Raw genomic sequence first — 24,435 nt, forward strand, 5'->3', positions numbered from 1 at the left:
ATGTATTAGGCACGCCGCCAGCGTTCGTCCTGAGCCAGGATCAAACTCTCCATAAAAGTGGTCCGAAGACCGTTTATGAATTTGCTTGTTAGCTCATTCAAAAAACTAGCTTGCGAAACGTTAATTTCGCGATTTATGACCATTTGACTGGTCGCTCATTGTTCAGTTTTCAAGGAACAAATACTTCTTGTTTTTGTTGCTCATTCGCCCGTGTCTCAGCGGCGACTTGATTAATATATCATAGCCCACAACATGATTGCAACCCTTTTTTAAATCTTTTTTCATTTTCTTTTTAGAGCGCTGTTTTTCAATATGCAAAGCCATAAAGAAAACCGCCAAGGCTTAGTCCCCCGGCGGCTCCGTATGAATGGATTATTCGCCTGCACGCTCACGCATAAGCGGGAACAACAGTACGTCTCTAATAGATGGTGCATCTGTTAGCAGCATAACGAGACGGTCAATCCCGATACCAAGTCCGCCTGTTGGCGGCATGCCGTATTCAAGCGCACGGATGAAATCCTCATCCATTTCATGCGCCTCGTCATTGCCTTGCTCTTTCTCAACCAGTTGCGACTCGAAGCGTTGACGCTGATCGATTGGATCATTCAGCTCCGTAAAGGCATTCGCATGCTCACGCGCTACGATAAACAGTTCGAAACGATCTGTGAATCGTGGATCGGTAGCGTTCTTCTTGGCAAGCGGTGAGATTGCAACCGGATGACCGGTTACAAACGTCGGCTGAATCAATGTATGCTCGCAGAACTCTTCGAAGAATGCGTTAAGGATATGACCGAAAGTCATATGCGGCTCAACCTTCACATTGTGAGTTTTCGCGTGTGCATGCGCTTCTTCGTCTGTCATTTGCTGGCTGAAGTCGACACCTGTCACTTCTTTGACCAAATCAACCATGGATACACGACGCCAAGCCGGCGTCAGATCCACTTCTGTACCTTGATACATAATCTTCGTAGTACCAAGCACTTCTTGAGCGATATGTGCAATAACCGACTCGGTTAGAGCCATAATATCTTTATAATCGGCATAAGCCTCATACAGCTCGATCATTGTAAATTCAGGGTTATGACGTGTCGAGATGCCTTCGTTCCGATAAACGCGGCCGATTTCGTACACTTTCTCCATGCCGCCGACAATTAGACGCTTCAAATGAAGCTCAATTGCAATACGCATGTAAAGCTGCATGTCGAGTGCATTGTGGTGCGTAATAAACGGACGGGCCGCAGCTCCGCCAGCAATGGAATGCAACGTTGGTGTTTCCACTTCCAGATAGCCTTGCGCATCCAGGTAACGACGCATCGATTGAATAATACGGGAGCGCAAGATAAACGTTTGCTGTACTTCCGGGTTCACGATCAAATCTACATAACGCTGGCGGTAACGCAGCTCAACGTCTTTCAGACCGTGGTATTTCTCCGGTAGCGGCAGAAGCGATTTGGACAACACCGTGATTTCTTTGGCTTTAATAGAGGTTTCGCCTGTGTTTGTTTTGAAGACAACACCACGAACGCCAATAATATCGCCTAGATCCAGAAGATCGAAAGCTTGATATTGCGCTTCCTCCACGGTATCTTTACGTGCGTAAATTTGGATTTTGCCGCTTAAATCTTGAATATGAGCAAAGCTGGCTTTACCCATACCGCGTTTCTGCATGATCCGGCCTGCAACTGTAACCTCTACAGCCTGAGCTCCGAGATCTTCCTTGCTGACTTCTTCATACGTATCAACGATGTTCTTAGCATGATGAGTCCGTTCAAATTTGCCGCCGAAAGGGTCAATACCCAGTCCGCGGAGCTCGTCCAGCTTGTCTCTGCGAATTTGCAGAAGCTCGCTTAATTCTTGTTCTTGCGTTCCTTGCTCCACCACGATTCATCTCCTTGTTGGTCCAGAAAGGCAGGGCGGTACAGCCGCTGCCCTATTCACCTGCCACGCAGAGCAGATTCCTGCTCCACAATGTTGAAAAAAGCTTCCTCAAGGAAGCTTTCTCAAAAGGCATGCCTGGTTTATTTTTTGATATCAACGATTTTATATTGAATGATGCCGGCTGGTACGCTTACTTCCACGATCGTGCCTTTGTTCTTGCCAAGAATAGCTTTGCCAACCGGGCTTTCATTAGAGATTTTATTCTTAAGCGGATCCGACTCTGCCGAACCGACGATCGCATACTCCATCGTATCACCGAATTCCAAATCTTCAACCGTTACAATAGAACCGATGCTCACGGTTTCGATATTGATTTCATCGTTATTGATAATACGGGCATTACGAAGCATTTTCTCAAGTGTGATAACCCGTCCTTCGATAAACGCTTGTTCATTCTTAGCGTCCTCATACTCCGAGTTTTCACTAATATCGCCATAGCCGATAGCCACTTTGATCCGTTCAGCAACTTCACGACGTTTGACGGACTTCAAGTTTTCCAATTCATCTTCCAACTTCTTAAGTCCGTCTTGTGTAAGGATAATCTCTTTATCACTCATGTTACAATTCTCCTGTCGTGTGGCATTTTTTCATACCGTGTATGAATCACTGTTACTTAATATATTACGCATCATGCCCTTGATGACACCGCGCAGGAATGAGAATTACCAGTCCTAAACCAGGCGGACGGTTTGTTATTGGAAGATTATATTTCAACTTCCCCTATATGTCAACGAAAGCCAACCAGCAAATGTAATCGCTTAACTCCACGAAACGCAAAGGCGCTCGCTTGCGAGCTCCTTTGCGCTTTGATTAATGATATACGGCTTCTTCCGCCGAAGTGGAAGGTGTGATCGAGGCTGTTGGCTCTTCGCTCAGCTCGCCCAATGACTCGACATACTGGCCTAAAATCTGCACCATGTTGTCGCGTGTCGTTTCTTCCATGATGACGTCTTTGACGCGTGCCGCCCCTGGAATCCCTTTGAGATACCATGCCAAATGCTTGCGCATCTCGCGAACGGCCGTCGATTCGCCTTTCAACTTAACAAGACGATCCATATGCAAAATAGCGACATCCAGCTTCTCGCGCGGCGTTGGATCCGGGAGCAGCTCTCCCGATGTTAGATAGTGAATCGTACGGTAAAGCATCCACGGATTGCCGAGTGCTCCGCGGCCGATCATGACACCATCACAACCGGTGTGGTCAAGCAGTCTTCGCGCATCCTCTGGAGAGAACACATCGCCATTACCAATTACGGGAATGGATACGGATTGCTTAACATCCTTTATAATATCCCAATTGGCCTTACCGGTATACAATTGCTCCCGCGTACGGCCATGAACACTGACCGCTTTGCCGCCTGCACGCTCTACAGCACGCGCATTCTCAACGGCAAATACATGCTCGCTGTCCCAGCCGATTCGCATCTTGACCGTTACCGGTTTATCGACAGCGTCGACAACAGCCGACACCATTTCATAGATTTTGTTCGGATCGAGCAGCCATCTGGCACCTGCGTCGCATTTTGTGACTTTAGGCACAGGACAACCCATATTGATGTCGATAATATCTGCGTTCGTTTGCTTGTCGACGACTTTGGCAGCCTCCACTAACGATTCACGGTCACCGCCAAAAATTTGCAGGCTAAGCGGCTTCTCTCGCTCATCTACATACAACATTTCCAGCGTGCGTTTATTGCCGTGCAGGATGGCCTTGTCGCTGACCATTTCGGCGCAAACCAAGCCTGTGCCGAATTCTTTGGCTATCAGTCGAAAAGCCGGGTTGCACACACCTGCCATCGGCGCCAGCACGACTTGATTCTTCATCTCGATGTTTCCGATTTTAAGCATGGACGTCCAGACTCCCTTCTGAGTTAAAAATCAATTGTTAAACCAGTGATCAAGCTCATTTATAGTCGGCGGTTAGTTCGCTGTAGCTGATACCGAGTGTTTCCGAAATTCGCTCCAGCAGCTTAGGATCCGGTTTGCGCGTTCCCCGCTCAAGTGATCCCAACACAGCAACAGAAACGCTAAGCTTCGCAGCCAGTTCCTGCTGGGTATAGCCCTTTAACTTTCGGAATGCGCGGACGCGCCCGGCCAATTGATCGTATTCCATAGCGCGATTCCTTCCCCTCTGTCTTGTAGCGCTTGCTTTGCGATTTCTTTCACTTGCTTCTGCAGCGGATGTTCCTCTTCCAGCACATCACTAAGAGGGACCAACACAAACGCACGCTCCATCATCCGTGGATGCGGCAGTGTAAGCTCCTCTTCCGCAAGCGTAACACCTTCATATAAAAGCAAATCCAAATCAATGGTTCGTGGCCCCCAACGGATATCACGCTTTCTTCCAAGCTGCTGTTCCATCGCAAGCATCGCATGCAATAGATCATAGGGTTCAAGCGAGGTCCGTAGTGCGGCGGCCATATTAAGAAAAGCCGGCTGATCGGTATAGCCGACCGGATCGGTTTCGTAAAGTGCCGATGCACGCACAACCGTTATAGCAGGGTGGTTATCGAGCAGTTGAAGTGCGTCCTGGAGCTGCTGCTGGCGATCGCCGACATTTGCGCCAAGTGCAATATAAGCTACTACCCCATCGCCCTGTGCGGTGAGATTCAGATCATTAGTGCCTTGCGGGCCGTTCGGTTCCATTGTCATCCCGCTTTCTGCAAATTTCCACCGTCACGCCTTCGAAAAAGATTTCAAATGGCGGGTTCGGCTTCGTTACGGACACCGTCACTTCATTTACACTAGTATAAGCGTCGAGGACGGCCGATGCAACGTGACCCGCCAGTGCCTCAATGAGTTTAAACGGCGGCCCTTCTACAATAGACTTCACCCGGGCATGAATTTCGGCATAGTTAATCGTATGCTCCAGGTCGTCCGTTCTCGCAGCCTGCGACAAGTCCATCTGAAGCGACAGATCGACATAGAATTGCTGGCCAAGCTTATTTTCCTCTGGAAAAACACCGTGATAACCGAAGAACCGCATCCCTTTAAGGATCATTTTATCCATGATTCATTCCCCATTCTTCGACAAATTTCTTCCAAAATCGACTTCACTTATGCGGATATACAATAGCGTCGCTCATTAATGCGGTCTGCTTATTCTCACGAATGTCGTGTACACGGACGATTTGACAACCTTGCATAATGCCAAGCGCAGTCGTTGCCGCCGTTCCGAACTTGATCTCATTCGAATTTAATTGCAGCGCTTCGCGGATAAACTTCTTACGAGAGGTGCCAAGCAGAACGGGAAAACCTTCTGCCACCAATCGATCAAGCTTGCCCATTAGCGCAAGATTGTCCTCATAGGTCTTGGCAAAACCAATCCCCGGGTCGAGCCATATCGATTCTTCCGTTATGCCGGCATTCCGCGCTATTGTGATGCTTTCGCGTAAATCTGCTACGACGTCTGAGACCAAATCGGAATAGTCTCTTGCCTGCCGATTATGACTGAGAATAACGGGGCAGCGGTGCGCGGCAGCAACTTCGGCCATTCGCGGATCACCTTTAAGTCCCCATATGTCGTTGATGATGTGAGCTCCCGCTTGCAAAGCCTGATCTGCAGTCTCGGCTTTATAGGTATCAATAGAAAGCGCAATGTTCGGCAGCGCTGCTCGAATTGCCCGAATGACGGGGATGACCCGCTTCAGCTCTTCCTCTAAGGGTACCGGTTCGAATCCCGGACGTGTCGATTCCCCACCGATATCGATGATGTCTGCGCCTTCAGCAACCATTTGCTTGGCATGACGAACGGCTGCTTCCACTTCGTTATAGCGTCCACCGTCAGAGAAGGAGTCCGGTGTCATATTCAAAATGCCCATGATGAGCGTACGTGTTCCAAGCGTAAGTTGCACATCACCGGGAAGTACGTAGCTCCGCTCAAAGGGCCATTGTTTCACTTTATCTTCTGTTATGCATGCTTTCATGACTTGGTATCCTCCCGATAGGCAGCCAGCAGCTTTTGTGTAATCGAGCCGATTCCGCCGTTTCCGATCTCAGTGCGGAAGCCTTCTTCATCCCTTAAGACAGATACAGGTACAAGCTCTTGAATCGAGTTGGTTACCCATACCTCTTCCGCCTCCAGCAGCTCCGTCCAGGTGTAAAATCCTTCTTCGGCAGCTATTCCGGCTTCCCCAGCCAGCTCGATTACGCGCTGACGGGTAATGCCAGGCAGTATGCCTGTCTCAATGGCAGGCGTGAATACCTTACCAGCGCGGGCGAAGAAAAGATTGCTGACGATGCCTTCGGATAGCCAGCCTTCTCGTGTCAGCATGAGCCCTTCCGCTCCCGGCGCAGCACCGGCAGTCGCCGCCAATTCCCGCTTTGCAATAATATTATTCATATAATGGAGCGATTTCAAACGCACTTCACCCTCCGGCGTATTCCGCCGGGTTCGCAGCTGCACAAGTTCGCGGCCATCCCGGTAGAGCGCTTCGTTAGGAGCAGGCAGTGCTTTCACGAGCAGCAGCACGTTCGGCTCTTCATAATCGGCCGTCGGAAGTCCGAGCACTCCTTCGCCTGCAGTAACCGTCAGCCGAACATACGCTTCATCCAGAGCATTCGCTGCCATCAGGTCGCGAAGCCAGCTTCGCAGCTCATCCGGATCAAGTCTGCACTTGATGCCAAGTGACTGACATCCAGCCGACAAACGCTCCAAGTGTCGCTCCAGCAAATACGGCTCACCGCCATAAGTGCGAAAAGTCTCGAAGAGACCCATTCCATACAAAAAACCGTGATCGTAAACCGAGATCACGGCCTCTTCCTGTAACTTGATGCTGCCATTCCATCCAATCTTCATCGTACCGCGCCTGCCCGCATGTTCAGGAAATTGCGAAGCAGCTTCAGTCCGTTCTCGGTGATGATCGACTCCGGATGGAATTGAACGCCTTCAATGAGATATTCCTTATGACGAAGACCCATGATCTCGCCTTCTTCCGTCTCCGCGCTGATTTCCAGGCAATCAGGAAGTGTTTCCTTCTTCACAATCAAGGAGTGGTAACGCGTCGCCGTATACGGAGAAGGAATGCCTTCGAATATGGTGCGGCCGTCATGATGAATCTGTGAGGTTTTGCCGTGCATCAGCTTCTCCGCACGAACAACGTCGCCTCCGAAAGCTTGTCCGATCGCTTGATGGCCAAGACATACACCGAATATCGGAATGATTCCTTTGAATCGCTCAATTAGAGCAAGGCTGATACCCGCTTCATTCGGACTGCATGGCCCCGGCGAAATCAGAATATGATCCGGTGCTAGAGCCGCAATATCCTCCAGCCCAATTTCGTCATTTCGTTCAACGACGATCTCCTCGCCCAGCTCTCCCAAGTATTGAACCAAATTGTACGTAAATGAGTCGTAGTTATCGATGACCAATATCATTTGCGTTTCCCCCTTTGGATTACAGCCGCGCCCCGGCTTGCTTCTGCCCATTGCTCGCTGTACTCGATCGCCTTCCACAATGCTTTGGCCTTGCTCAGTGATTCGCGGTATTCACGCTCTGGATCGGAATCGATGACGATTCCCGCTCCGGCTTGAATGTGGACGACTTCATCCTTCACCGACATCGTTCTTATAATAATATTAAATTCCATATCTCCGTTGTAGTCAATCCATCCGAGCGATCCGGTGTAGGGTCCTCGCCGCGTAGGCTCCAGCTCCTCGATGATTTCCATCGTACGAATCTTAGGCGCACCCGTTATGGTCCCGCCAGGGAAAGTCGCTCCGATCACATCATACGCATCCTTGCCGGGAGCAATTCGGCCTTCAACTTGAGATACCAAATGCATGACATGGCTGTAATATTCGATCACCATGAGCTCAGCTACGTGAACCGAGCCATAGGCCGATATACGACCGAGATCATTGCGCTCCAGATCGACGAGCATAATATGCTCTGCCCGTTCTTTCTCGTTGCTCCGAAGCTCCTCGGCCATGTGGCGATCTTCTTCTTCACTGCGTCCACGACGACGAGTACCTGCAATCGGACGTGTCGCCAGCTTTCCATCCGAGAGCTCCACGAGCAGCTCCGGCGAAGCCGATACGAGCTGGAAATCCGGACAATTCAAGAATCCCATATACGGTGACGGGTTAAACAGTCTTAGCCATTCGTAGAGCTCTTCCGGGCTCGACTTAATTGCGCGGCTTTGACGCTGAGAGAGGTTAACCTGAAACACATCGCCTGCCGCGATGTAATCCCGGATTCGCTCCACCGCCGCTTTGAAGGCTTCCTTGGCAAAAGGGGACGTAATACCACTTAATGAGTCCAAGTCGATTTGAAGGGAACCGTCCTCCATAAAGCGAGTACGTGCGCTTCTCAGCGCCTCTGCCTCAGCAGCAACCTCTCCCCCGGCAAAAGCAGACCACTGTTCAGCCATACGATTCACTCGAGTGTCGGCCGCTTCGTATAAGGCTTCGAGCTGTTCCCTCGATTCATGTCCCGTAAGTGTTGTATGTACGGCGCAGTACAGCTGCTCCCCTTGATGATCCACGATCCACAGCTCATCCATCCGCATAAACAAGTAATCAGGCAAACCGAGATCATCTGCCGCCTGTTCGGGAAGCCGTTCAATCGAACGAATGACGTCATAGCTCCAGAAACCTGCGCAGCCGCCCGTCCACTTTGGCGCTCCAGGGACCCGCGGTGCCCTTCGGCCGCCCATCCAGCTGCGTACCGTTTCAAGCGGTTTCTCCCGATAAGCCGTTATTCGACCATCAACATGATCGACGGCCTCTGCTTCCAGCCCTTTTCCCCGTATAACGGATGCAGGGTTGAGACCGAGGTACGTATACCGGCCATCCTTGCCACTCTCCAGTACGAACGCATGCGGCGATGCCGTCTTCCACGCCGCTTCCCATGAGGCCGGACGCCCTTCCCCGCTATTCAGCTGGCGCTTCGTAAGCATTGGCAGCGAAGTATAACCCTCTTCCCGCCAGTTCAACCAATCCTTAAAGGCTGTACGTTCCATTATCGCAGCCCCTCACTTCCTATCCGATCGAAAGAGCCGCAGCAGCCACTGCCCGCTCTCTTTGTTTGCAAGCTAGTATACCGAAATTGTGGGAAAAAGAAAAGGAGGTTCGTAGTCCATTTGGTTCGTGGTGCCGATGCTTATCTGCGTTCCGAATCCAAATTCACCTTCACTGTTGTCTGAACCTTAAGCTGCGGATACATCGCATCCCACGCATCTGCCTTCCAATGCCGATCCTGGGATCTTGCGATTGCCCCTAAGCCGACCGGATCGATATTGCTGCGCTGCAATCGCTCTATCAGCTTACTTATCTGCTGCTCAATAGCTTGTTCGGCCTTCTTTTTTACCTGCTCAATTTCACTCTGTGAAGCCTTTTCCACCGGGGTTGTGAAGATCGGAAGAAGAGTCGCGTGAATCTTGATTCGCACCTTCATTAATTTACGGGATGCCGACCAAACATACTTAACACCTGAATGCTCGATTTGTATGCGAAGCGGCTTATCATGTTCATCCGTATCATAATAGCCATTGACCACCGAATGCTGCAGTATGGAGAACAGCAGCATGTTGCGATATCCTTTCAAGGAAATGACGAACCGATCGTCTTTAAACAAGGCAATCCCGACCAACTGAACACTTTCTCCTCCATCCTTACGTATAAGCGGTAGAAATGGATCTTGACCTTTGCTTGCGTACTGCCTGACGAAGGTCAATAAATTGGTTGTCGGTATGACGCCTTGCTTCTCATTCTTAGCAAGGAGATTGTTTATGCTGGTGCCAGGGTCAACTTCCTTCAATGGCATTTCAAGAAGACTGGAAGGCGAAGTCTCCGTCACAGTAAGCGACATATCTCCGGGCAAATTCAATCTGCTTGCATAGTAGGTTAATAATCGGCCGAAAACCCCTTTCTTCGCCAGTCCTTGATCAATAAGCAGCACCTGTGTCTTCTCATCAACAAACTTGCCTCCGGTTTTGAGGGCAGCCAGATTTCGTGTCTCGATCGTAGAATTTCCTTGCGTACGAACAATCTGGCTTTCCACCCCATCTTTCTTGTACAGCGGTATTAAATAAGTGGCCGAGATTTGATCCTTCTCCTCCTCGTTCGCCTCATAAGCAATACCGTATACAATACTTAATTTCTCGAGCAAATCTCCTTGACACCCGGGAAGCAGCAATATCATCAATAGCGTCATACCGATCAGTCCTTTGCGCGGCATGGCCACTAGCCCCCTTCTTTAACTGACATTGCTTTTCCGGTCGCATTGGCTTTACGGCTGAGCAGCCCATATAGGGGGAAATAGGCCCCCACCATAAACAGCGTTAAGAGCGGCTGCCAATTTTGTAAGAGCTGCGTATACCGCAAATACCAGAGGGTCATCGCCGTTGCAAGAAAAAGCAGCGCGGACAAGCACAGATGAACCATTTCCGGCCATTTGCACAGGACTGTTTTCCGCAGCAAAAATGAAACAATCCAGAGCAGCAGGGATAGAATAGGGAGCAGACGAAACAGCTGAAAGCTTACCCCCGCTTGGTCGATGCTCTCGAAGAACGGGAAGGACATGATTTTATATAGATCAACGGTTGTAATGGTGCCCGCTGAAACAATCTCAATGCCAAACACACCAAGCAACAGCCACAATGCCAGGAGCGTAAAAGCACTATGCACGCCAATGGCCGCCCATAAAGCGTTACGTATCGCGGAAGCCTTGAGACCGCTCGTATAGAGCTTAAGAAACACCAGCAGTTCGATCCCGCTAAACAAAGCTGTCCCGCTTCCGGCTGCCCCTCCCAGCTGCTGCGGTTGCCCGCTCCATAGAGGCAAGATGGATCGCATTTCAAAATAAGGCAGCGACCCCAGTATGATCAGCACATATTCCAGGACACGCACACAAAGAGCAACGAAGAAGAGCCCTGCAAAGACGCGCACACCGCCTTTAGCCGCCACAACCGCACAGATCATGAAGAGCACGATCACCCAATAGGACTGGAAGTTAGGCGTCTGATAGCGGTCAAGAAGCAGAACCATCTGATTAAGCATGATCCCTCCAACCAGAAGCAAAGCCGCAAAAAACAGAATCAACAGCAAAATGCCAGTCGGTTTGCCAAACGCAGCGAGATGGCTCGCAACGAAATCTTTGTTACCGCCCCCCGTCATCGCCTTTCCTAGAGGCATACATAATATGCCGATGGCGATGGCGATCGCAACCATATATATAAAGCTCGACGTGCCTACAAAACCGGAAAGTTTGCTGGTTACGATATAATAATTTGCAGCTCCCTGAAGCCCACAAGCCATATAGAAGAACTGCCATGCCGTTATACGGTCCTGCCCCAATGCCCGTTCACCCCTTCCCCTTTAAATAACGAGATAACGGTTGAACACCGAAAAGTGCCATTGGCTTGTCCAGCGAACGAACGGCAAACAGCCGGGACAGCAGCAGAAACCAGAACATGCAGATGCCCGGAAGCCCCAGCATCACCGCCAGCATCAAGGACGGTACTTTAAGAAAAAACAGCATGCCGCGCAGTTGAACCGTTGCGGAAGCCAGTGTCAGCAAGGATGAAATGGACACCAGGACAAGCATTACATTGCTCACGATGCCCGCTTCCACAGCTGCTGTTCCAAGTACAATACCTGCCACAATCCCAGCGCTTTGCGAGAGCTTGTTTGGAAGACGCGTAACGGCTTCCAGTTGAATAAGGACAAGAATTTCCATAAATAGCGCTTCTACGAATGGGGAAAAAGGCACGCGGTAACGCGAAACTAACAAGGTTTCAATGATCTTACTCGGAAACATCTGAAAGTTATACGTGGATACCGCAACATAGAGCGGCGTCAGCATTAAGGCCAGAATAAAGCATGTCACCCGGATAATTCGAATGAGAACGACGTAATAGCGAGGTGAAAACAAATCGGAAGCGGTCGTAAACGAATCCTCGAATGAGGTCGGCGCAATCAACGCTTTACGCGAGCCTTCCATGAGCATAATGACTTTCCCAGACTCCAACGCATGTGCCGTACGTAAAGGCAGCTCTGCAAAATCATACGGCGGGAAGAAGGTACGCATGCCGTTCGGAAGCAGCATAGCAAAGCAAGATATATCGAGCAGCGCTTTCGGATGATCGATCGATGCTTGTTCTACTTGGTAGGTTAAACGATCTGCTTCCATGACATTGTCAGCCATATATAGGATGGAGACGGGCAGCTTACCGGAACCAAGAATGAGATTGCGTACATGAAGCTGTTCGGACACCAGACGTCTGCGGATCAGGTTCAAATTCACTTCAAGCGATTCTGTAAAGGCTTCCATCGGCCCGGATTCCGCAAACTCCTCCAGAGGTACCTCAATACTCCGATAATTGCTTTTCTTACATGGAAAATAGAGAACATCCGGATGAGCGACACCGGCTGTTTCGATTGTTACGCTGATGTACCCTTGCAGCAAATGATGATGCATATCCGCGCGCGTTCCGATTTCAATATTTTCGATCGGCAGGATTAGTTTCATCTCTTCGCTGGAATGAGGTTTATGCAATTGGAGCATGGGTAAGAAGCGTTCCCGCATGATTTGCTGGTCGGCCATCGATGACAGCCATTCGATTCGGTAGGTACGCTCTTGGAGTGCAAGATGATAGGTATTCCAATCGTCAGTCTTCGGGGTAGTCACTGCTGTAACACCTCTCTTCAGCCAAGGATTTACTTATCTTTTCCTTGAAAGGGGTGTTTTATCAAAAAGAGGGCCCCCTTGGAAGGGGACCCTCTGTACGCGAGCATCATGCTTACGATTAGTTCTCGAAGTTGAATAGTGGTGTAGACAGGTAACGTTCGCCGTTCGAAGGAATAATGGCAACGACACGTTTGCCTTTACCGAGCTCTTTAGCAACCTTCAAAGCTGCGAAGATCGCTGCACCGGAGGAAATACCGCAAAGAATACCTTCTTCTTTGGCTGCGCGGCGAGCGGTTTCGAATGCTTCGTCATTCTCAATCGTGATGACTTGGTCGTAAATCTCACGGTTCAGAATTTCAGGGATGAAGTTTGCGCCGATTCCTTGAATCTTGTGGCCGCCAGGGCTGCCGCCGGAGAGAAGCGGAGAAGCTGCAGGCTCAACAGCTACTACTTTGATGCCTGGGAAGTTCTTCTTCAATACTTCGCCTGCACCAGAAATCGTACCGCCTGTACCGATACCTGCAACGAATGCATCCAGTTTGCCGTCAAGCGAATTGATCGCTTCAACGATTTCCGGACCTGTTGTTTCGCGGTGAACTTTCACGTTCGCTTGGTTCTTGAATTGTTGCGGAATAAAGTAAGAAGGATTCTCGGCTTGCAGCTCTTCAGCACGGCGAACCGCTCCGTTCATGCCTTCCGATCCCGGTGTAAGCACAAGCTCAGCACCATAAGCGCGAAGCAGGTTGCGACGCTCAACACTCATTGTTTCAGGCATAACAAGAATAGCTTTATAGCCTTTAGCGGCAGCTACCATTGCCAGGCCGATCCCCGTGTTACCGCTCGTTGGTTCAACGATTGTATCACCTGGTTTAAGGATACCTTGCTGTTCAGCTACTTCGATCATGCTGATTGCAATACGGTCCTTAACGCTTGCACCCGGATTCTGATACTCCAGTTTCACGTAAATTTCAGCGCTGTCCTCCGGTACCAAACGGTTCAAACGAACAAGCGGTGTATCCCCAATAAGATCGGTCACGCTTTGTACAATTCTAGCCATGAATAGTGCTCCTCCTTATTCCGACTAAATTAGTTGGTTTTACTTACATATTATCAATGAAACCCAGTAGTTGTCAATAGCTAGTTTTCGAACGAAAGGCCTATAGCTCTGCCTTTAGAACGAATTAGGGCAGTACGACCGCGTTATACTTCTGCAGCAGTGAATCCTCAACCTCACGCATTCCGTTCAGCTTGGATAAAGCAAGCTCCCGCTTCACTTGATTGCGTATCCGGCTCTCGCTGAGCACTTCTTCCGTATGCGTTTCGAGCAACTGAATGACGGCTTGCCCCTGCTCTACTTCGATCGGTCCGGTTACCTCACCAACGGACAGCTGATTTGCCGCTTCCAGAATGGCATCATCCGTAAAGGGATCGTCAGCTTCAATAAACCCCAGATCCCCGCCGCTGTCCGCCGTATCGGCATCGAGCGAATAGGTTTTCGCCATCAAAGCAAAATCTTCTCCTGCCTCAAGCTGCTGCAGCAGATCATCGGCTTCCTGCTCCGCTGCAAGCACAATCCAGGCCAGATGCAGCTGCTTTCGGGGGGCGAACTGCTCTTTGTTGTCTGCTATGTAGGCATCAATCTCCGATTCGGTCACTTCTACAGACCGAACGGCGATTTTCTCAAGCAGCAGCCGGTACTTCGTATCTTCCTGAATGCCCTCAGGCGTCAAGCCAAGCTGCTCTTTCATCGATGCGTAATATTGTTCCTTATTCTCATAGCCCATCATCATGGATTCGAGCTCGTCGTTCATTTCGGTGTCCGAGATGCTCAGGCCGTAAGCCTCCGCTTCTTGCCGGGTTGCGGCACGCACCATCAGAGTCCGCAGCAACTGATCACCATACTGCAGGCGCAGCTCGTCACGGAGCTGCTTTACCGTAATCTGCTCATTGCCGACCTTGGCAGCAAGCGGCTCCTCCGCAGATGCGGTGCCTTCTTGGTCCTGTGAGTTGTCGACAGCCGCTTGCGGATCTGCCTTTGGCGGGAGCAGTACCCGGAACACCACCACGAGAGCTAAAATAATCATACAGATAGCCTGAATCAGCACAACGCTCTTCAGCACCCGGTCGTTCTTCATTATCGCTTGCCTCCGATTATTGAATCGGTTTCGGCTTAGCCTGATCGAGCAGCATCTCAAGCTGCTGGCGGTCAAATGCGTAGTTCTCGTTGCAGAAATGGCACACGACTTCAGCTTGTCCGTCTTCATCAATTAACTGTTTCAACTCATGCTCACCCATGCTGATGAGCGTACGTTCTACACGTTCCATGGAGCATTGGCATTTAAAGACGACATCGACATTGTCCATCAACTGGATTTCTTCACCAACGACAAAGCGCAGCAGACTCTCCGGTGTTTCTCCTTGTTCAAACAGAGATGAAATCGGCGGCAGTGCCGCAATGGCCTGCTCCAGCTTCGTAATGTTCTCTTCGGTGATGCCTGGGAGCACTTGTACGATGAACCCTCCGGCATTCATGACCGTGCCATATTCGTCAACAAGCACACTGAGACCTACAACAGACGGTGTTTGCTCAGAAGTAGCGAAGTAGTAAGTAAAGTCTTCTGCGAGCTCGCCTGATACGATCGGAATGCTGCCCCGGTACGGCTCTTTCAGCCCAAGATCCTTAATAATGTGGATGTAACCTGTACGCCCGACTGCACCTGCTACATCAAGCTTCCCAAGCGCATTGCTAGGCAGCTGTATATCCGGATTATCTACGTAACCACGTACTTCGCCATTTGCATTAGCGTCAACGACGATTTGGCCGACTGGTCCATCACCTTTGACTTGGATCGTCAGCTTCTCATTGCCCTTCAACATCGCGCCCATCATCGCGCCTGCTGTTGCCGTGCGTCCAAGCGCTGCCGTCGTAGTCGGCATTGTATGATGCCGCTTGCGCAGCTCTTCTACGAGCCCAGTTGTCTTTACGGCAAATACGCGAAGCTGTCCGTTCCATGTTGTACCGCGTACCAAATAATCTTTTGCTTCAGTCATGTCTATGATTACCTCGTTTATTCTTGATTTCGTTCGTAAATGATGCGTAAGCCCTCAAGGGTCAACAGCGGGTCCACTTCTTCAATCGTTTCCGATTCGGCCGCAATTAAATCCGCCAATCCGCCTGTTGCGATAACACGCGGAGTTACGCTGAATTCTTTGCGAATGCGATTCACGATTCCATCCACTTGGCCGGCATAGCCGAAAATAATACCTGCTTGCATCGACGTAACCGGGTTGCGCCCGATAACACTCTTTGGTTTGACCAGTTCAATACGAGGCAGCTTAGCGGCACGTTGATACAGCGCCTCTGTTGAAATGCCGATACCCGGTACGATCGCACCGCCCAAATAGTTGCTTCCTGCGTCAATATAATCAAATGTCGTAGCGGTGCCGAAATCGACAACGATCAGCGGCGCGCCATATTTCTCGATGCCTGCAATAGAGTTAACGATTCGGTCTGCGCCGACCTCACGCGGATTCTCATACCGAATGTTAAGTCCGGTCTTGATGCCGGGCCCAACAATTAGCGGAGATTGGCGTAAATATTTCTGGCAAAGCTGTTCCAAAGTACGCATCAGCGGCGGAACAACGGAGGATATGATAACACCCTCGATCTGGTCCAATTTCACCCCAGCGATTTGAAACAAATTGTGAATCATAATGCCATATTCATCCACGGTTGCCGATCGATTGGTGCTCAGGCGCCAATGGTATAGCAGCTTACGGGCTTGATAGATACCCAGCACAATGTTCGTATTGCCTACGTCCACAACAACGATCATGCTGCCGGGCCTCCTTTCTTCCCATTCAAATCCAGACTAATGTCGAGGGATTGGAACGAATACGTAAGCCCGCCAACGGAAATGACGTCGACGCCGGTTTCGGCAATGCTGCGAATGGTCGTCAAATTGACACCGCCGGACGCCTCAACAATAACATGAGGCGAGCTCGACTTGATGCGTACCACAGCCTCACGCATGAGGTCATTGGACATATTGTCGAGCATGATAATATCACTGCCGCATGCGAGTGCTTCCTCCACTTGAGCAAGTGACTCCGTCTCAACTTCGATTTTCATCGTATGAGGAATCACATGGCGAGCGGCCCGAACAGCACCTGTTATTCCACCGGAGCCCTTGATGTGATTATCTTTGATCATAACAGCATCGTATAAGCCGAAACGATGGTTGAATCCGCCGCCTACGCGCACGGCATACTTCTCAAGGAGCCGATGACCTGGTGTTGTTTTGCGCGTATCAACCAGACGTGTAGGAAGTCCTTCGATGGCTTGGACAAATGAACGGGTTTTGGTTGCAATGCCGGACAAACGCTGCATGAGATTCAGTGCCAGGCGCTCACCAGTCAGAATACTGTGCGTGCTGCCTTCGACTTCAGCCAATATAGTGCCCTTAGTCACGGCATCACCATCCGCAGCGAGTGGACGAAATTCCAGCGATGGGTCAACTACCTCGAAAACAAGCCCGGCAATCGGCACACCTGCCAGTATTCCATCCTCCTTCACATGAATAACAGCCTTTGAACGGGTTCCCGCAGGAATCGTCGCCCAGCTAGTAATATCGCCTGTTCCAATATCTTCAGCAAGCCACGCCTTTATTTGAGCCCGCAGCATATCAGTCGCACTGCTCCCAAACGACGCTGCAAATTGTACGTCATACATCTTCAATTCGCTCCTCTGTTATCCCGTACTCCCGGTGGAGGACGGTATGCTTGCGCCAGAGCACATCATTTCGCTCCGGAAAATCTTCACGACTATGCGCGCCGCGGCTTTCTTCCCGTGTCAGGGCAGACTCTGCCGTGAGTATCGCGCATGTCAGCAGATTCGCAAACTCGTATTCTTCACGTTTCGTAATGACGGATTGAAAAATGGATCGCAGCCGCTTCAACTCCTCGAGCCCTTTGTTCAGCCCACTGGCATCACGATTCAACCCAACGTAGCGAACCATCGTCTTCTGCAGCTTCAACCGCTTCTCGACTACCGCCTGAATTGGCGATTCGCTCCGCTTCAGCGATGTCATGCGGATATCGGTATGGCCTTCAAGCGGAGGCAGCGCATTAATACGTTCCACGATTCGCCGTCCAAATACGATCGCTTCGGACAATGAATTGCTCGCCAAGCGATTCGCACCGTGAACGCCGGTCGATGAGCATTCGCCGCAGGCAAACAGCCGCCGTAAATTCGTCTCGCCGCTCAAGTCGGTTTTTACGCCGCCCATCATATAATGCGCCGCAGGGGCAACGGGAATCCAATCCGACGTCAAATCAAGTCCGAAATTCAAACAGAACTCATAAATATTCGGAAACCGGTGTCTCACCATATCCGCTGATTCATGTGTCACATCAATATAAACAAAGGTGGACTTGGTCGCTTCCATCTCGCTCACAATCGCTCGGGCAACGACATCGCGCGGAGCCAGCTCAAGCTGCTCATGGTATTTCTCCATAAACCGCTCACCGCGAATGTTCCGAAGCACCGCACCCTCGCCGCGAACCGCTTCCGAAATCAGAAAACGAGGCGCGCCCGGGTAACAGAGCGATGTTGGATGAAATTGAATAAACTCCACATCTTGTATGTATGCACCTGCACGATAAGCCATTGCAATTCCGTCTCCGGTAGCCACTTCAGGATTCGTCGTATAACGATATAGCTGCCCTGCTCCGCCAGAGCAGAGAATGGTTGCTTTGCCGCGCACGAACAATCGCTGTCCATCCGGCTTCTGCACCAGTGCGCCCACGCAAACACCGTCATCCGTAATCAGATCGATGACAAAATGATCATCCCAGACTTCAATGCGCGGATTCGCAATCGCTTTCTCCGACAATGCACGAACGATTTCGAAGCCGGTTGCATCTCCATTGGCATGCAAAATACGGCGCTGACTGTGCGCACCTTCCTTGGTGAGCGCAAACTCGCCGTTCTCTTGGTCAAACTGTGTGCCCATGCGGACCAAATCCTCTACGCCTTTCGTGCCTTCATGCACGAGTACATCGACGGCTTCATGCGAACAAAGTCCGGCACCGGCAATAAGCGTATCCTGACGATGATAGGCCGGGGAGTCATCCTCGGAAATAACGGCCGCAATGCCGCCTTGCGCATAACGCGTATTGCTGTCCATAAGCGACTTCTTCGTAATCATGAGCACATCATTCGTCTCACTGGCTTTAATCGCGGTAAAAAGACCGGCAATGCCGGCCCCGATAACAATGACATCTTTATGAATGACTGGCAGCCCTTCGAGTTCAACATCAACGAGATAACGTGGAATCATAAGTGCAACTTTCCTTTCTCATGGAAAGAGAGTAGCGCATGCTACTTCACTTGTAACATGCGCTCCAGGGATAGACGGGCTTGATTGGCAACCTGCTCTGGCACGTAAATTTGCGGCTGCATTGTTTCCAGACATTTAACGAGCTTCTTTAGGTTGTTTACTTTCATGTTCGGACAAACCAAGTACTTCGTTGCAAAGTGGAAGGTTTTGTTCGGGCTGTCCAGACGAAGCTGATACCCTGTTCCATCTTCTGTTCCGACGATAAATTCTTGGCAATCCGATTCTTTACAATATTTTATAATGGCGGTTGTACTGCCAACGAAATCGCCAAGCTCTACCACTTCAGGACGGCATTCAGGATGAACGACGAACTGTGCGTTTGGATATTTCGCTTTCATTTCTTCAACATCTTTGACGGTCAGCATGTCATGCGTGTTGCAGTAGCCTTCCCAGATGATCATTTTTTTGTCCGTCTTCTGCTGCACATAATGACCAAGGTTCTTGTCCGGCACCCAAATAATTTCGTCTGAATCGACCGAATTCACGACACGCACGGCATTAGCAGAGGTACAGCAAATATCGGTTTCCGCTTTGATTTCGGCGGAAGAGTTGATATAGGTGACGACTTTCGCATTCGGATGCTGTGCTTTCAGCTTCCGCAAGCCATCGACGTTTACCATGTCAGCCATTGGACAGCCGGCACGCTCATCGGGAATGATAACGGTCTTGTTCGGCGCCAGAATTTTAGCGCTTTCGCCCATAAAATGAACACCGCAAAACACGATTACATCTGCATCCGTTTCCGCTGCCTTCTGCGCAAGCAGGAAGGAGTCTCCACGGAAATCGGCCACTTCTTGAATTTCATCACGCTGATAATAATGCGCAAGTATAATGGCGTTACGCTCTTTCTTCAATTGCAACAATCGTTCCCGTAGTTCACGGTTTTGTTCCGCTTTCCTTTCGAGAGCCAATGCTTCCATAGCTAAATTCCCCTCTTTTCACTAACTTTGTGAACTGATGCACAAACTTGGCTGTTCGTTCACCATGATTTATCGAAAATGCTGTTATTCCGCTGTGTATTTCATAATCCTTATCATGCCCACGTCGCAAGCTGCTTGATTCGCAAGAGCCTTTACAAGGGATTAACCTTAAATTTACACAAGGTCGTGTAAGCTGTCAACAGACAAAAGAGGCCGTTTTAACCGATCTACGGAAGGTTTACGCATGTAAGGAAGTTACCAAGCCCGCAGGCTTACTCGTCCTCCCTCTATAGCGCTAAAGCGTCATTTTCGCAAAAAAGGCTGCCCGTGCAGTTGCCTGCGACCGGACAGCCTTTGAGGACTATCAACTTCTATTCATTAGGACTTCGGTGTACCGTCGTCGTCTTCGTTACCGCTGTCTGGATCAATTGGAGGTGTCAATTCGCCTGGCTCCTTCGAACCGATACGAACCTTCACGCCGCCAATCGTATCGATAATCGGCTCTGCTTTTGGCTCGGAGGAAACTACTGTACTGCTTTCGCCCTCGCCATCTACTGCAGATCCGCCTTCGATCAGACGCTTGATTTGCTCAATCTCCAACGTTTCTTCGGTAAGGAGCGTTTGTGCAATGAGATGCATTTCTTTGCTCTTCTCCGTAAGAAGCTGTTTCGCACGAGCATAGCAGTCTTGAATGAAGCTCTGCATCTCTTGGTCAATTTCATAAGCGATGGCATCGGAGTAGTTCTGCTCATGTCCAATGTCACGGCCCAAGAAAACTTGGCTTTGCGAGCTGCTGCCGAATTGCATCGGTCCGAGCTTGTCGCTCATCCCGTATTCCATAATCATCGCACGAACAATGCTCGTCGCTGATTTGAAATCACTGTATGCGCCAGTGCCGATTTCGCCGATGTAGATCTCTTCGGCTACGCGGCCGGCAAGCAATCCCGTTACTTTATCGAGCAATTCCTGCTTCGTTGTCAGCATGCGGTCGCCATCTTTTGGAAGCATGATGACATAGCCGCCTGCGCGTCCGCGCGGGATAATCGTTACTTTGTGAACCTGATCCGCATGCTCGAGGAAATAGCCTGCAATCGTATGGCCCGCTTCATGATAGGCAACGATCCGCTTCTCACGGTCACTGATGACGCGGCTGCGTTTCTCTGTACCGACGATAACGCGGTCAATCGCTTCGTCCACTTCGGACATTGCGATTTCTTTCTTGTTGCGGCGAGCGGCCAGAAGCGCTGCTTCGTTAAGCAGGTTCTCTAGATCCGCACCGGTAAAGCCTGTTGTGCGCTTCGCGATAACATCGAGTTTGACGTCTTTGTTAAGCGGCTTATTGCGCGCATGCACTTTCAGTACTGCTTCACGGCCTTTCACATCCGGACGGTCAACCGTAATTTGACGGTCAAAACGACCTGGACGAAGAAGGGCAGGGTCAAGAATATCCGGACGGTTGGTTGCCGCCACGATAATGATGCCTTCGTTAGCTCCGAAGCCGTCCATTTCAACGAGGAGCTGATTGAGCGTTTGTTCGCGCTCATCATGCCCGCCGCCGAGACCGGCACCGCGCTGACGTCCAACGGCATCGATTTCATCGATAAAGATAATACATGGTGCATTCTTCTTCGCATTCTCGAACAAGTCACGAACACGGGAAGCACCGACACCGACGAACATTTCAACGAAGTCCGAACCGGATATGCTGAAGAACGGTACGCCTGCTTCGCCTGCAACTGCGCGAGCAAGCAACGTTTTACCAGTACCCGGAGGGCCGACGAGCAGTACCCCTTTCGGAATACGAGCGCCTACGGCTGCGAATTTGCGCGGATCCTTCAAGAATTCGACAACCTCGACAAGTTCTTGTTTCTCCTCGTCGGCGCCTGCCACATCCTCGAATGTTACGCGCTTCTTCTCTTCGTTATACAATCTGGCACGGCTCTTGCCAAAGTTCATCACTTTGCCGCCGCCGCCTTGCGCCTGATTGATCAGGAAGAAGAACAAAATAAAGATGATCACGAATGGAATGATGGAGGTCAAGAAGGTGAGCCAAATGCTCTGTCCTTCCATCGGCTTAACTTCCATTGCGAATTTGTTTTTTAGCTGCGCGTCGTTAATTTCTTTAACGACAAACTCCTCAACGCTGGCATGAGTGTAGAATTGGGCTGAATCCGAACTTTCCGGTTTGTTCTTGTACTCACCGGTAATCAAGTAAGAGTAGCCGTCGAACTGAAGCTCAATTTGCTTCACGTTGTCACTGCCCAGCTCCTGCCTAAATTGATCGTAACGGATTTCAGTGGTGGAGTCATTTTGGCTGCTGATAAATTGGAAGATCCCGACGGTCACCAAAAAAATAATCAAATAAAAGCCAGTATTACGGATGATCCGATTCATCCCCTACCTCCTCTCAAGACGCAAAAAATAAGATGACCTTGCACGATAAGCCCCCGTGATCGGGAGCCTTCGATACATGGCTGATTGCATGGACTGTCTCAAACCTTACTTCTCGTAAACTTCAGGCTTCAAAATGCCGATAATCGGCAAGTTGCGGTATTTCTCCGCATAATCAAGCCCATACCCAACGACAAAAGCGTCCGGCAGTACAAATCCTTTATAGTCCGCTTCCAACTCCACCTTGCGGCCTGTCGGCTTATCAAACAGCGTAACAAGCGTGATGGACTTGGCGTTGCGGCGCTCCAGCACATCGATGAGGTAGCTGAGCGTAAGTCCACTGTCGATGATATCTTCAACAATGAGTACGTCTCGGCCTTGCACCGACGTGTCAAGGTCCTTGATAATTTTCACTACACCGCTTGTTTTGGTCGATTGTCCATAGCTGGACACCGCCATAAAGTCGAGTTCGACCGGGATCGTGATGGTCTTAACCAAGTCAGCCATAAAAATAAAAGCGCCTTTAAGTACGCAGATGACGAGCGGATTTCGCCCCTCGAATTCGCGGCTAATGGTATCGCCTAGCTCTTTCACTTTCTGCTGAATTTGGTCTGCGTCGTAAAGTACTTCTTGAATGTCGTTCAGCAACACGGGCCCTCCTAAATGGTTCTTGCCTATACTATGAATGGATCAGTGCATCTTATTCAAGTTGGTTCAGTGCGGAAGCGTCGAGGTTTACCCGCATCATCATGCTGATAACACGGCTCGTCGAATCCATCACCTGAGCATGTCTTGATCTTCGAATGCCCGGGATCCAAAGCACGGTTCCGTTGGCGTCGACAACGATCGGCAGCACCTCACGACGTGAGGGTGCGACACGTTCATCAACGAACATATCTTGTACCTTTTTGGTACCATTTAAACCAAGCACTTGCATTCGGTCACCGGGACGGCGATTTCGAACCGTGAGCGGGAATATGAGCGAGTCGGCATCAAACAGTGCTTCATGTCGATTATTCGGTCTGGGCGCATCAATCTCGGCCCATTCCTTAAGCGACAATTCCGCTTCCGCCTCCGGCAAAGCCAGGCGTGCCGTATCTCGGGCTACAACATAAGCATATCCGCTGCGCCCTTGAGCCATTCTCCCCTTATTCGCACGGGTGAACACTAAATTGTCGTACTCACGCAGAAATCGAACACCGTTGCCAACATCGAAGCTCCACGTTGTAGCTGCGCCGTCAGAGGCCGCAAACCTTATCGTTTCTATGCTTTCAAATGAAGTGGTTTCCGTTTCCAAGCCAATATAACTCAATATTAGTTTAATCAATCTCCTTTGTAAAGCGACATGCAGGCCAAGCAGCGCTTTGCGGGTCAATTGGCATCCTTCGCTGTGAGGCGCGATATGGCGCTCGAAAATTGCCTTAGTTTCTTGCTCCAGCCAATCGTCTTCCGCCGATGCAAGCTCCGCCAATCGGACAAGCGACTGAGAAAACTGCGGGTTAAACGAAGCCAAGTAAGGCAGAACGTCCAAGCGGACCACGTTGCGAAAATAATACTTCTGCCCATTGCTGCTATCTTGGCTGAACGGGATCGCCCACTGTTCACAGTAACGCAGGATGTCTGCCTTGTATGTACGCAAAAGCGGCCGAATAAGTTCCACGTTTTTTTCTTTTCGCCGAATTGCAATTCCTGCGAGCCCTCCGGGTCCTGTTCCGCGAACCACTCGCATCAGCACCGTTTCGGCTTGATCATCGGCATGATGGGCGAGCGCAATGCGCGCAGCACCGTATGTATGGGCGACTTGATGCAGGAATGCATAGCGTTTCTCGCGGGCCGCCGCCTGAGCATTCATTCTAGTTTCTTCTATATAAGCAGGCAAATTAAAAAGCGCCGTTTCGCAAGGGATGCCGAGCAGCGCTGCGTATTGTCTCACGGATTCTGCTTCCCGCGCCGATTCCTCGCCGCGAAAGCCATGGTCCACGTGAGCGGCAACCAAAGTAAGCCGCTCTTGTCCGGACAGCCGGTGAAGCAGATGGAGTAAAGCCATGGAATCCGGTCCGCCCGATACGGCTACGACGACCGTCTCCCCCGGCAGCCACAGCTGCTCTTCCAGGGCCAGTCCGGACAGCTCGCTTAGCCAATCATCCACTTCCCT

At 50.4% G+C, this 24,435-nt stretch carries 23 protein-coding genes; all 23 read right to left on the bottom strand.

Annotated elements, in window-relative coordinates; genetic code table 11:
• Positions 1–372: 372 nt before the first annotated feature.
• The 23 genes from lysS to tilS all read right to left on the bottom strand — a co-directional run bounded on the left by lysS (position 373) and on the right by tilS (position 24,429).
• Positions 373–1,881: a lysine--tRNA ligase gene (gene lysS, locus AC506A_RS29350; protein WP_495464562.1), complete on the bottom strand. Its 1,509-nt coding sequence runs from the start codon at positions 1,879–1,881 to the stop codon at positions 373–375.
• Positions 1,882–2,018: 137 nt separating this feature from the next.
• Positions 2,019–2,495 (bottom strand): transcription elongation factor GreA, encoded by a 477-nt coding sequence (gene greA, locus AC506A_RS29355; protein ID WP_091225471.1) that lies wholly within the window; start codon positions 2,493–2,495, stop codon positions 2,019–2,021.
• A gap of 253 nt (positions 2,496–2,748) precedes the next feature.
• A complete protein-coding gene (gene dusB, locus AC506A_RS29360; protein WP_495464563.1) occupies positions 2,749–3,786 on the bottom strand; it encodes a tRNA dihydrouridine synthase DusB in 1,038 nt (345 codons plus the stop codon).
• 55 nt (positions 3,787–3,841) lie between these two features.
• Positions 3,842–4,051: a helix-turn-helix domain-containing protein gene (locus AC506A_RS29365; protein WP_495464564.1), complete on the bottom strand. Its 210-nt coding sequence runs from the start codon at positions 4,049–4,051 to the stop codon at positions 3,842–3,844.
• Positions 4,003–4,584 (bottom strand): 2-amino-4-hydroxy-6-hydroxymethyldihydropteridine diphosphokinase, encoded by a 582-nt coding sequence (gene folK, locus AC506A_RS29370; RefSeq protein ID WP_495464565.1) that lies wholly within the window; start codon positions 4,582–4,584, stop codon positions 4,003–4,005. Before folK ends, AC506A_RS29365 begins: the two co-directional genes overlap by 49 nt.
• Positions 4,556–4,948, bottom strand: a complete 393-nt coding sequence (folB, locus tag AC506A_RS29375) for a dihydroneopterin aldolase (protein ID WP_495464566.1) — start codon at positions 4,946–4,948, stop codon at positions 4,556–4,558. The genes folK and folB overlap by 29 nt, the downstream gene beginning before the upstream one ends.
• Positions 4,949–4,991: 43 nt before the next feature.
• A complete protein-coding gene (gene folP / locus AC506A_RS29380; protein WP_495464567.1) occupies positions 4,992–5,864 on the bottom strand; it encodes a dihydropteroate synthase in 873 nt (290 codons plus the stop codon).
• Positions 5,861–6,736 carry an aminodeoxychorismate lyase gene (pabC, locus tag AC506A_RS29385; protein WP_495464568.1) on the bottom strand — a complete coding sequence of 292 codons (876 nt, stop codon included), beginning with the start codon at positions 6,734–6,736 and terminating at the stop codon, positions 5,861–5,863. Before pabC ends, folP begins: the two co-directional genes overlap by 4 nt.
• Positions 6,733–7,314, bottom strand: a complete 582-nt coding sequence (gene pabA / locus AC506A_RS29390) for an aminodeoxychorismate/anthranilate synthase component II (protein ID WP_495464569.1) — start codon at positions 7,312–7,314, stop codon at positions 6,733–6,735. The genes pabC and pabA overlap by 4 nt, the downstream gene beginning before the upstream one ends.
• Positions 7,311–8,900, bottom strand: coding sequence for an anthranilate synthase component I family protein (locus tag AC506A_RS29395; protein WP_495464570.1), 1,590 nt, complete (start codon positions 8,898–8,900; stop codon positions 7,311–7,313). The genes pabA and AC506A_RS29395 overlap by 4 nt, the downstream gene beginning before the upstream one ends.
• A gap of 140 nt (positions 8,901–9,040) precedes the next feature.
• Positions 9,041–10,117: a Ger(x)C family spore germination protein gene (locus AC506A_RS29400; RefSeq protein ID WP_495464571.1), complete on the bottom strand. Its 1,077-nt coding sequence runs from the start codon at positions 10,115–10,117 to the stop codon at positions 9,041–9,043.
• Positions 10,118–10,122: 5 nt separating this feature from the next.
• Complete coding sequence (locus AC506A_RS29405) at positions 10,123–11,235, bottom strand: GerAB/ArcD/ProY family transporter (protein WP_495464572.1); 1,113 nt, start codon at positions 11,233–11,235, stop codon at positions 10,123–10,125.
• Positions 11,236–11,242: 7 nt separating this feature from the next.
• The gene (locus AC506A_RS29410) at positions 11,243–12,568 is read right to left on the bottom strand and encodes a spore germination protein (protein WP_495464573.1); all 1,326 of its coding nucleotides are present in this window, start codon (positions 12,566–12,568) and stop codon (positions 11,243–11,245) included.
• A gap of 118 nt (positions 12,569–12,686) precedes the next feature.
• On the bottom strand, positions 12,687–13,625 hold the full coding sequence (cysK, locus tag AC506A_RS29415; protein ID WP_495464574.1) for a cysteine synthase A: 939 nt from the start codon (positions 13,623–13,625) through the stop codon (positions 12,687–12,689).
• A 124-nt stretch (positions 13,626–13,749) separates the two neighbouring features.
• Complete coding sequence (locus tag AC506A_RS29420; RefSeq protein WP_495464575.1) at positions 13,750–14,703, bottom strand: peptidylprolyl isomerase; 954 nt, start codon at positions 14,701–14,703, stop codon at positions 13,750–13,752.
• A 16-nt stretch (positions 14,704–14,719) separates the two neighbouring features.
• Positions 14,720–15,619 (bottom strand): Hsp33 family molecular chaperone HslO, encoded by a 900-nt coding sequence (gene hslO / locus AC506A_RS29425; RefSeq protein WP_495464576.1) that lies wholly within the window; start codon positions 15,617–15,619, stop codon positions 14,720–14,722.
• Between the two features lie 17 nt (positions 15,620–15,636).
• The gene (locus AC506A_RS29430) at positions 15,637–16,404 is read right to left on the bottom strand and encodes a type III pantothenate kinase (protein WP_495464577.1); all 768 of its coding nucleotides are present in this window, start codon (positions 16,402–16,404) and stop codon (positions 15,637–15,639) included.
• On the bottom strand, positions 16,401–17,252 hold the full coding sequence (gene nadC / locus AC506A_RS29435; protein WP_495464624.1) for a carboxylating nicotinate-nucleotide diphosphorylase: 852 nt from the start codon (positions 17,250–17,252) through the stop codon (positions 16,401–16,403). Before nadC ends, AC506A_RS29430 begins: the two co-directional genes overlap by 4 nt.
• A 40-nt stretch (positions 17,253–17,292) precedes the next feature.
• A complete protein-coding gene (gene nadB, locus AC506A_RS29440) occupies positions 17,293–18,909 on the bottom strand; it encodes an L-aspartate oxidase (RefSeq protein WP_495464578.1) in 1,617 nt (538 codons plus the stop codon).
• Positions 18,910–18,950: 41 nt separating this feature from the next.
• Positions 18,951–19,889, bottom strand: a complete 939-nt coding sequence (nadA, locus tag AC506A_RS29445; protein WP_495464579.1) for a quinolinate synthase NadA — start codon at positions 19,887–19,889, stop codon at positions 18,951–18,953.
• A gap of 378 nt (positions 19,890–20,267) precedes the next feature.
• Positions 20,268–22,283: an ATP-dependent zinc metalloprotease FtsH gene (gene ftsH, locus AC506A_RS29450; RefSeq protein WP_495464580.1), complete on the bottom strand. Its 2,016-nt coding sequence runs from the start codon at positions 22,281–22,283 to the stop codon at positions 20,268–20,270.
• 105 nt (positions 22,284–22,388) lie between these two features.
• Positions 22,389–22,928, bottom strand: a complete 540-nt coding sequence (hpt, locus tag AC506A_RS29455) for a hypoxanthine phosphoribosyltransferase (RefSeq protein WP_210664337.1) — start codon at positions 22,926–22,928, stop codon at positions 22,389–22,391.
• A gap of 52 nt (positions 22,929–22,980) precedes the next feature.
• Complete coding sequence (gene tilS, locus AC506A_RS29460) at positions 22,981–24,429, bottom strand: tRNA lysidine(34) synthetase TilS (protein ID WP_495464581.1); 1,449 nt, start codon at positions 24,427–24,429, stop codon at positions 22,981–22,983.
• Positions 24,430–24,435 lie beyond the last annotated feature (6 nt).

The sequence above is a fragment of the Paenibacillus sp. N22P23 genome (assembly GCF_059383735.1).

What these genes read in the sequence shown, in the direction of transcription:
- ftsH (WP_495464580.1), bottom strand. Translation starts at nt 22,283, where the DNA reads ATGAATCGGATCATCCGTAATACTGGCTTTTATTTGATTATTTTTTTG.
- AC506A_RS29430 (WP_495464577.1), bottom strand. Translation starts at nt 16,404, where the DNA reads ATGATCGTTGTTGTGGACGTAGGCAATACGAACATTGTGCTGGGTATC.
- dusB (WP_495464563.1), bottom strand. Translation starts at nt 3,786, where the DNA reads ATGCTTAAAATCGGAAACATCGAGATGAAGAATCAAGTCGTGCTGGCG.
- nadC (WP_495464624.1), bottom strand. Translation starts at nt 17,252, where the DNA reads ATGCTGCGGGCTCAAATAAAGGCGTGGCTTGCTGAAGATATTGGAACA.
- nadA (WP_495464579.1), bottom strand. Translation starts at nt 19,889, where the DNA reads ATGGAAGCATTGGCTCTCGAAAGGAAAGCGGAACAAAACCGTGAACTA.
- greA (WP_091225471.1), bottom strand. Translation starts at nt 2,495, where the DNA reads ATGAGTGATAAAGAGATTATCCTTACACAAGACGGACTTAAGAAGTTG.
- folK (WP_495464565.1), bottom strand. Translation starts at nt 4,584, where the DNA reads ATGGAACCGAACGGCCCGCAAGGCACTAATGATCTGAATCTCACCGCA.
- nadB (WP_495464578.1), bottom strand. Translation starts at nt 18,909, where the DNA reads ATGATTCCACGTTATCTCGTTGATGTTGAACTCGAAGGGCTGCCAGTC.
- cysK (WP_495464574.1), bottom strand. Translation starts at nt 13,625, where the DNA reads ATGGCTAGAATTGTACAAAGCGTGACCGATCTTATTGGGGATACACCG.
- hslO (WP_495464576.1), bottom strand. Translation starts at nt 15,619, where the DNA reads ATGACTGAAGCAAAAGATTATTTGGTACGCGGTACAACATGGAACGGA.
- folB (WP_495464566.1), bottom strand. Translation starts at nt 4,948, where the DNA reads ATGGATAAAATGATCCTTAAAGGGATGCGGTTCTTCGGTTATCACGGT.
- folP (WP_495464567.1), bottom strand. Translation starts at nt 5,864, where the DNA reads ATGAAAGCATGCATAACAGAAGATAAAGTGAAACAATGGCCCTTTGAG.
- pabC (WP_495464568.1), bottom strand. Translation starts at nt 6,736, where the DNA reads ATGAAGATTGGATGGAATGGCAGCATCAAGTTACAGGAAGAGGCCGTG.
- pabA (WP_495464569.1), bottom strand. Translation starts at nt 7,314, where the DNA reads ATGATATTGGTCATCGATAACTACGACTCATTTACGTACAATTTGGTT.
- AC506A_RS29420 (WP_495464575.1), bottom strand. Translation starts at nt 14,703, where the DNA reads ATGAAGAACGACCGGGTGCTGAAGAGCGTTGTGCTGATTCAGGCTATC.
- AC506A_RS29400 (WP_495464571.1), bottom strand. Translation starts at nt 10,117, where the DNA reads ATGCCGCGCAAAGGACTGATCGGTATGACGCTATTGATGATATTGCTG.
- AC506A_RS29365 (WP_495464564.1), bottom strand. Translation starts at nt 4,051, where the DNA reads ATGGAATACGATCAATTGGCCGGGCGCGTCCGCGCATTCCGAAAGTTA.
- AC506A_RS29395 (WP_495464570.1), bottom strand. Translation starts at nt 8,900, where the DNA reads ATGGAACGTACAGCCTTTAAGGATTGGTTGAACTGGCGGGAAGAGGGT.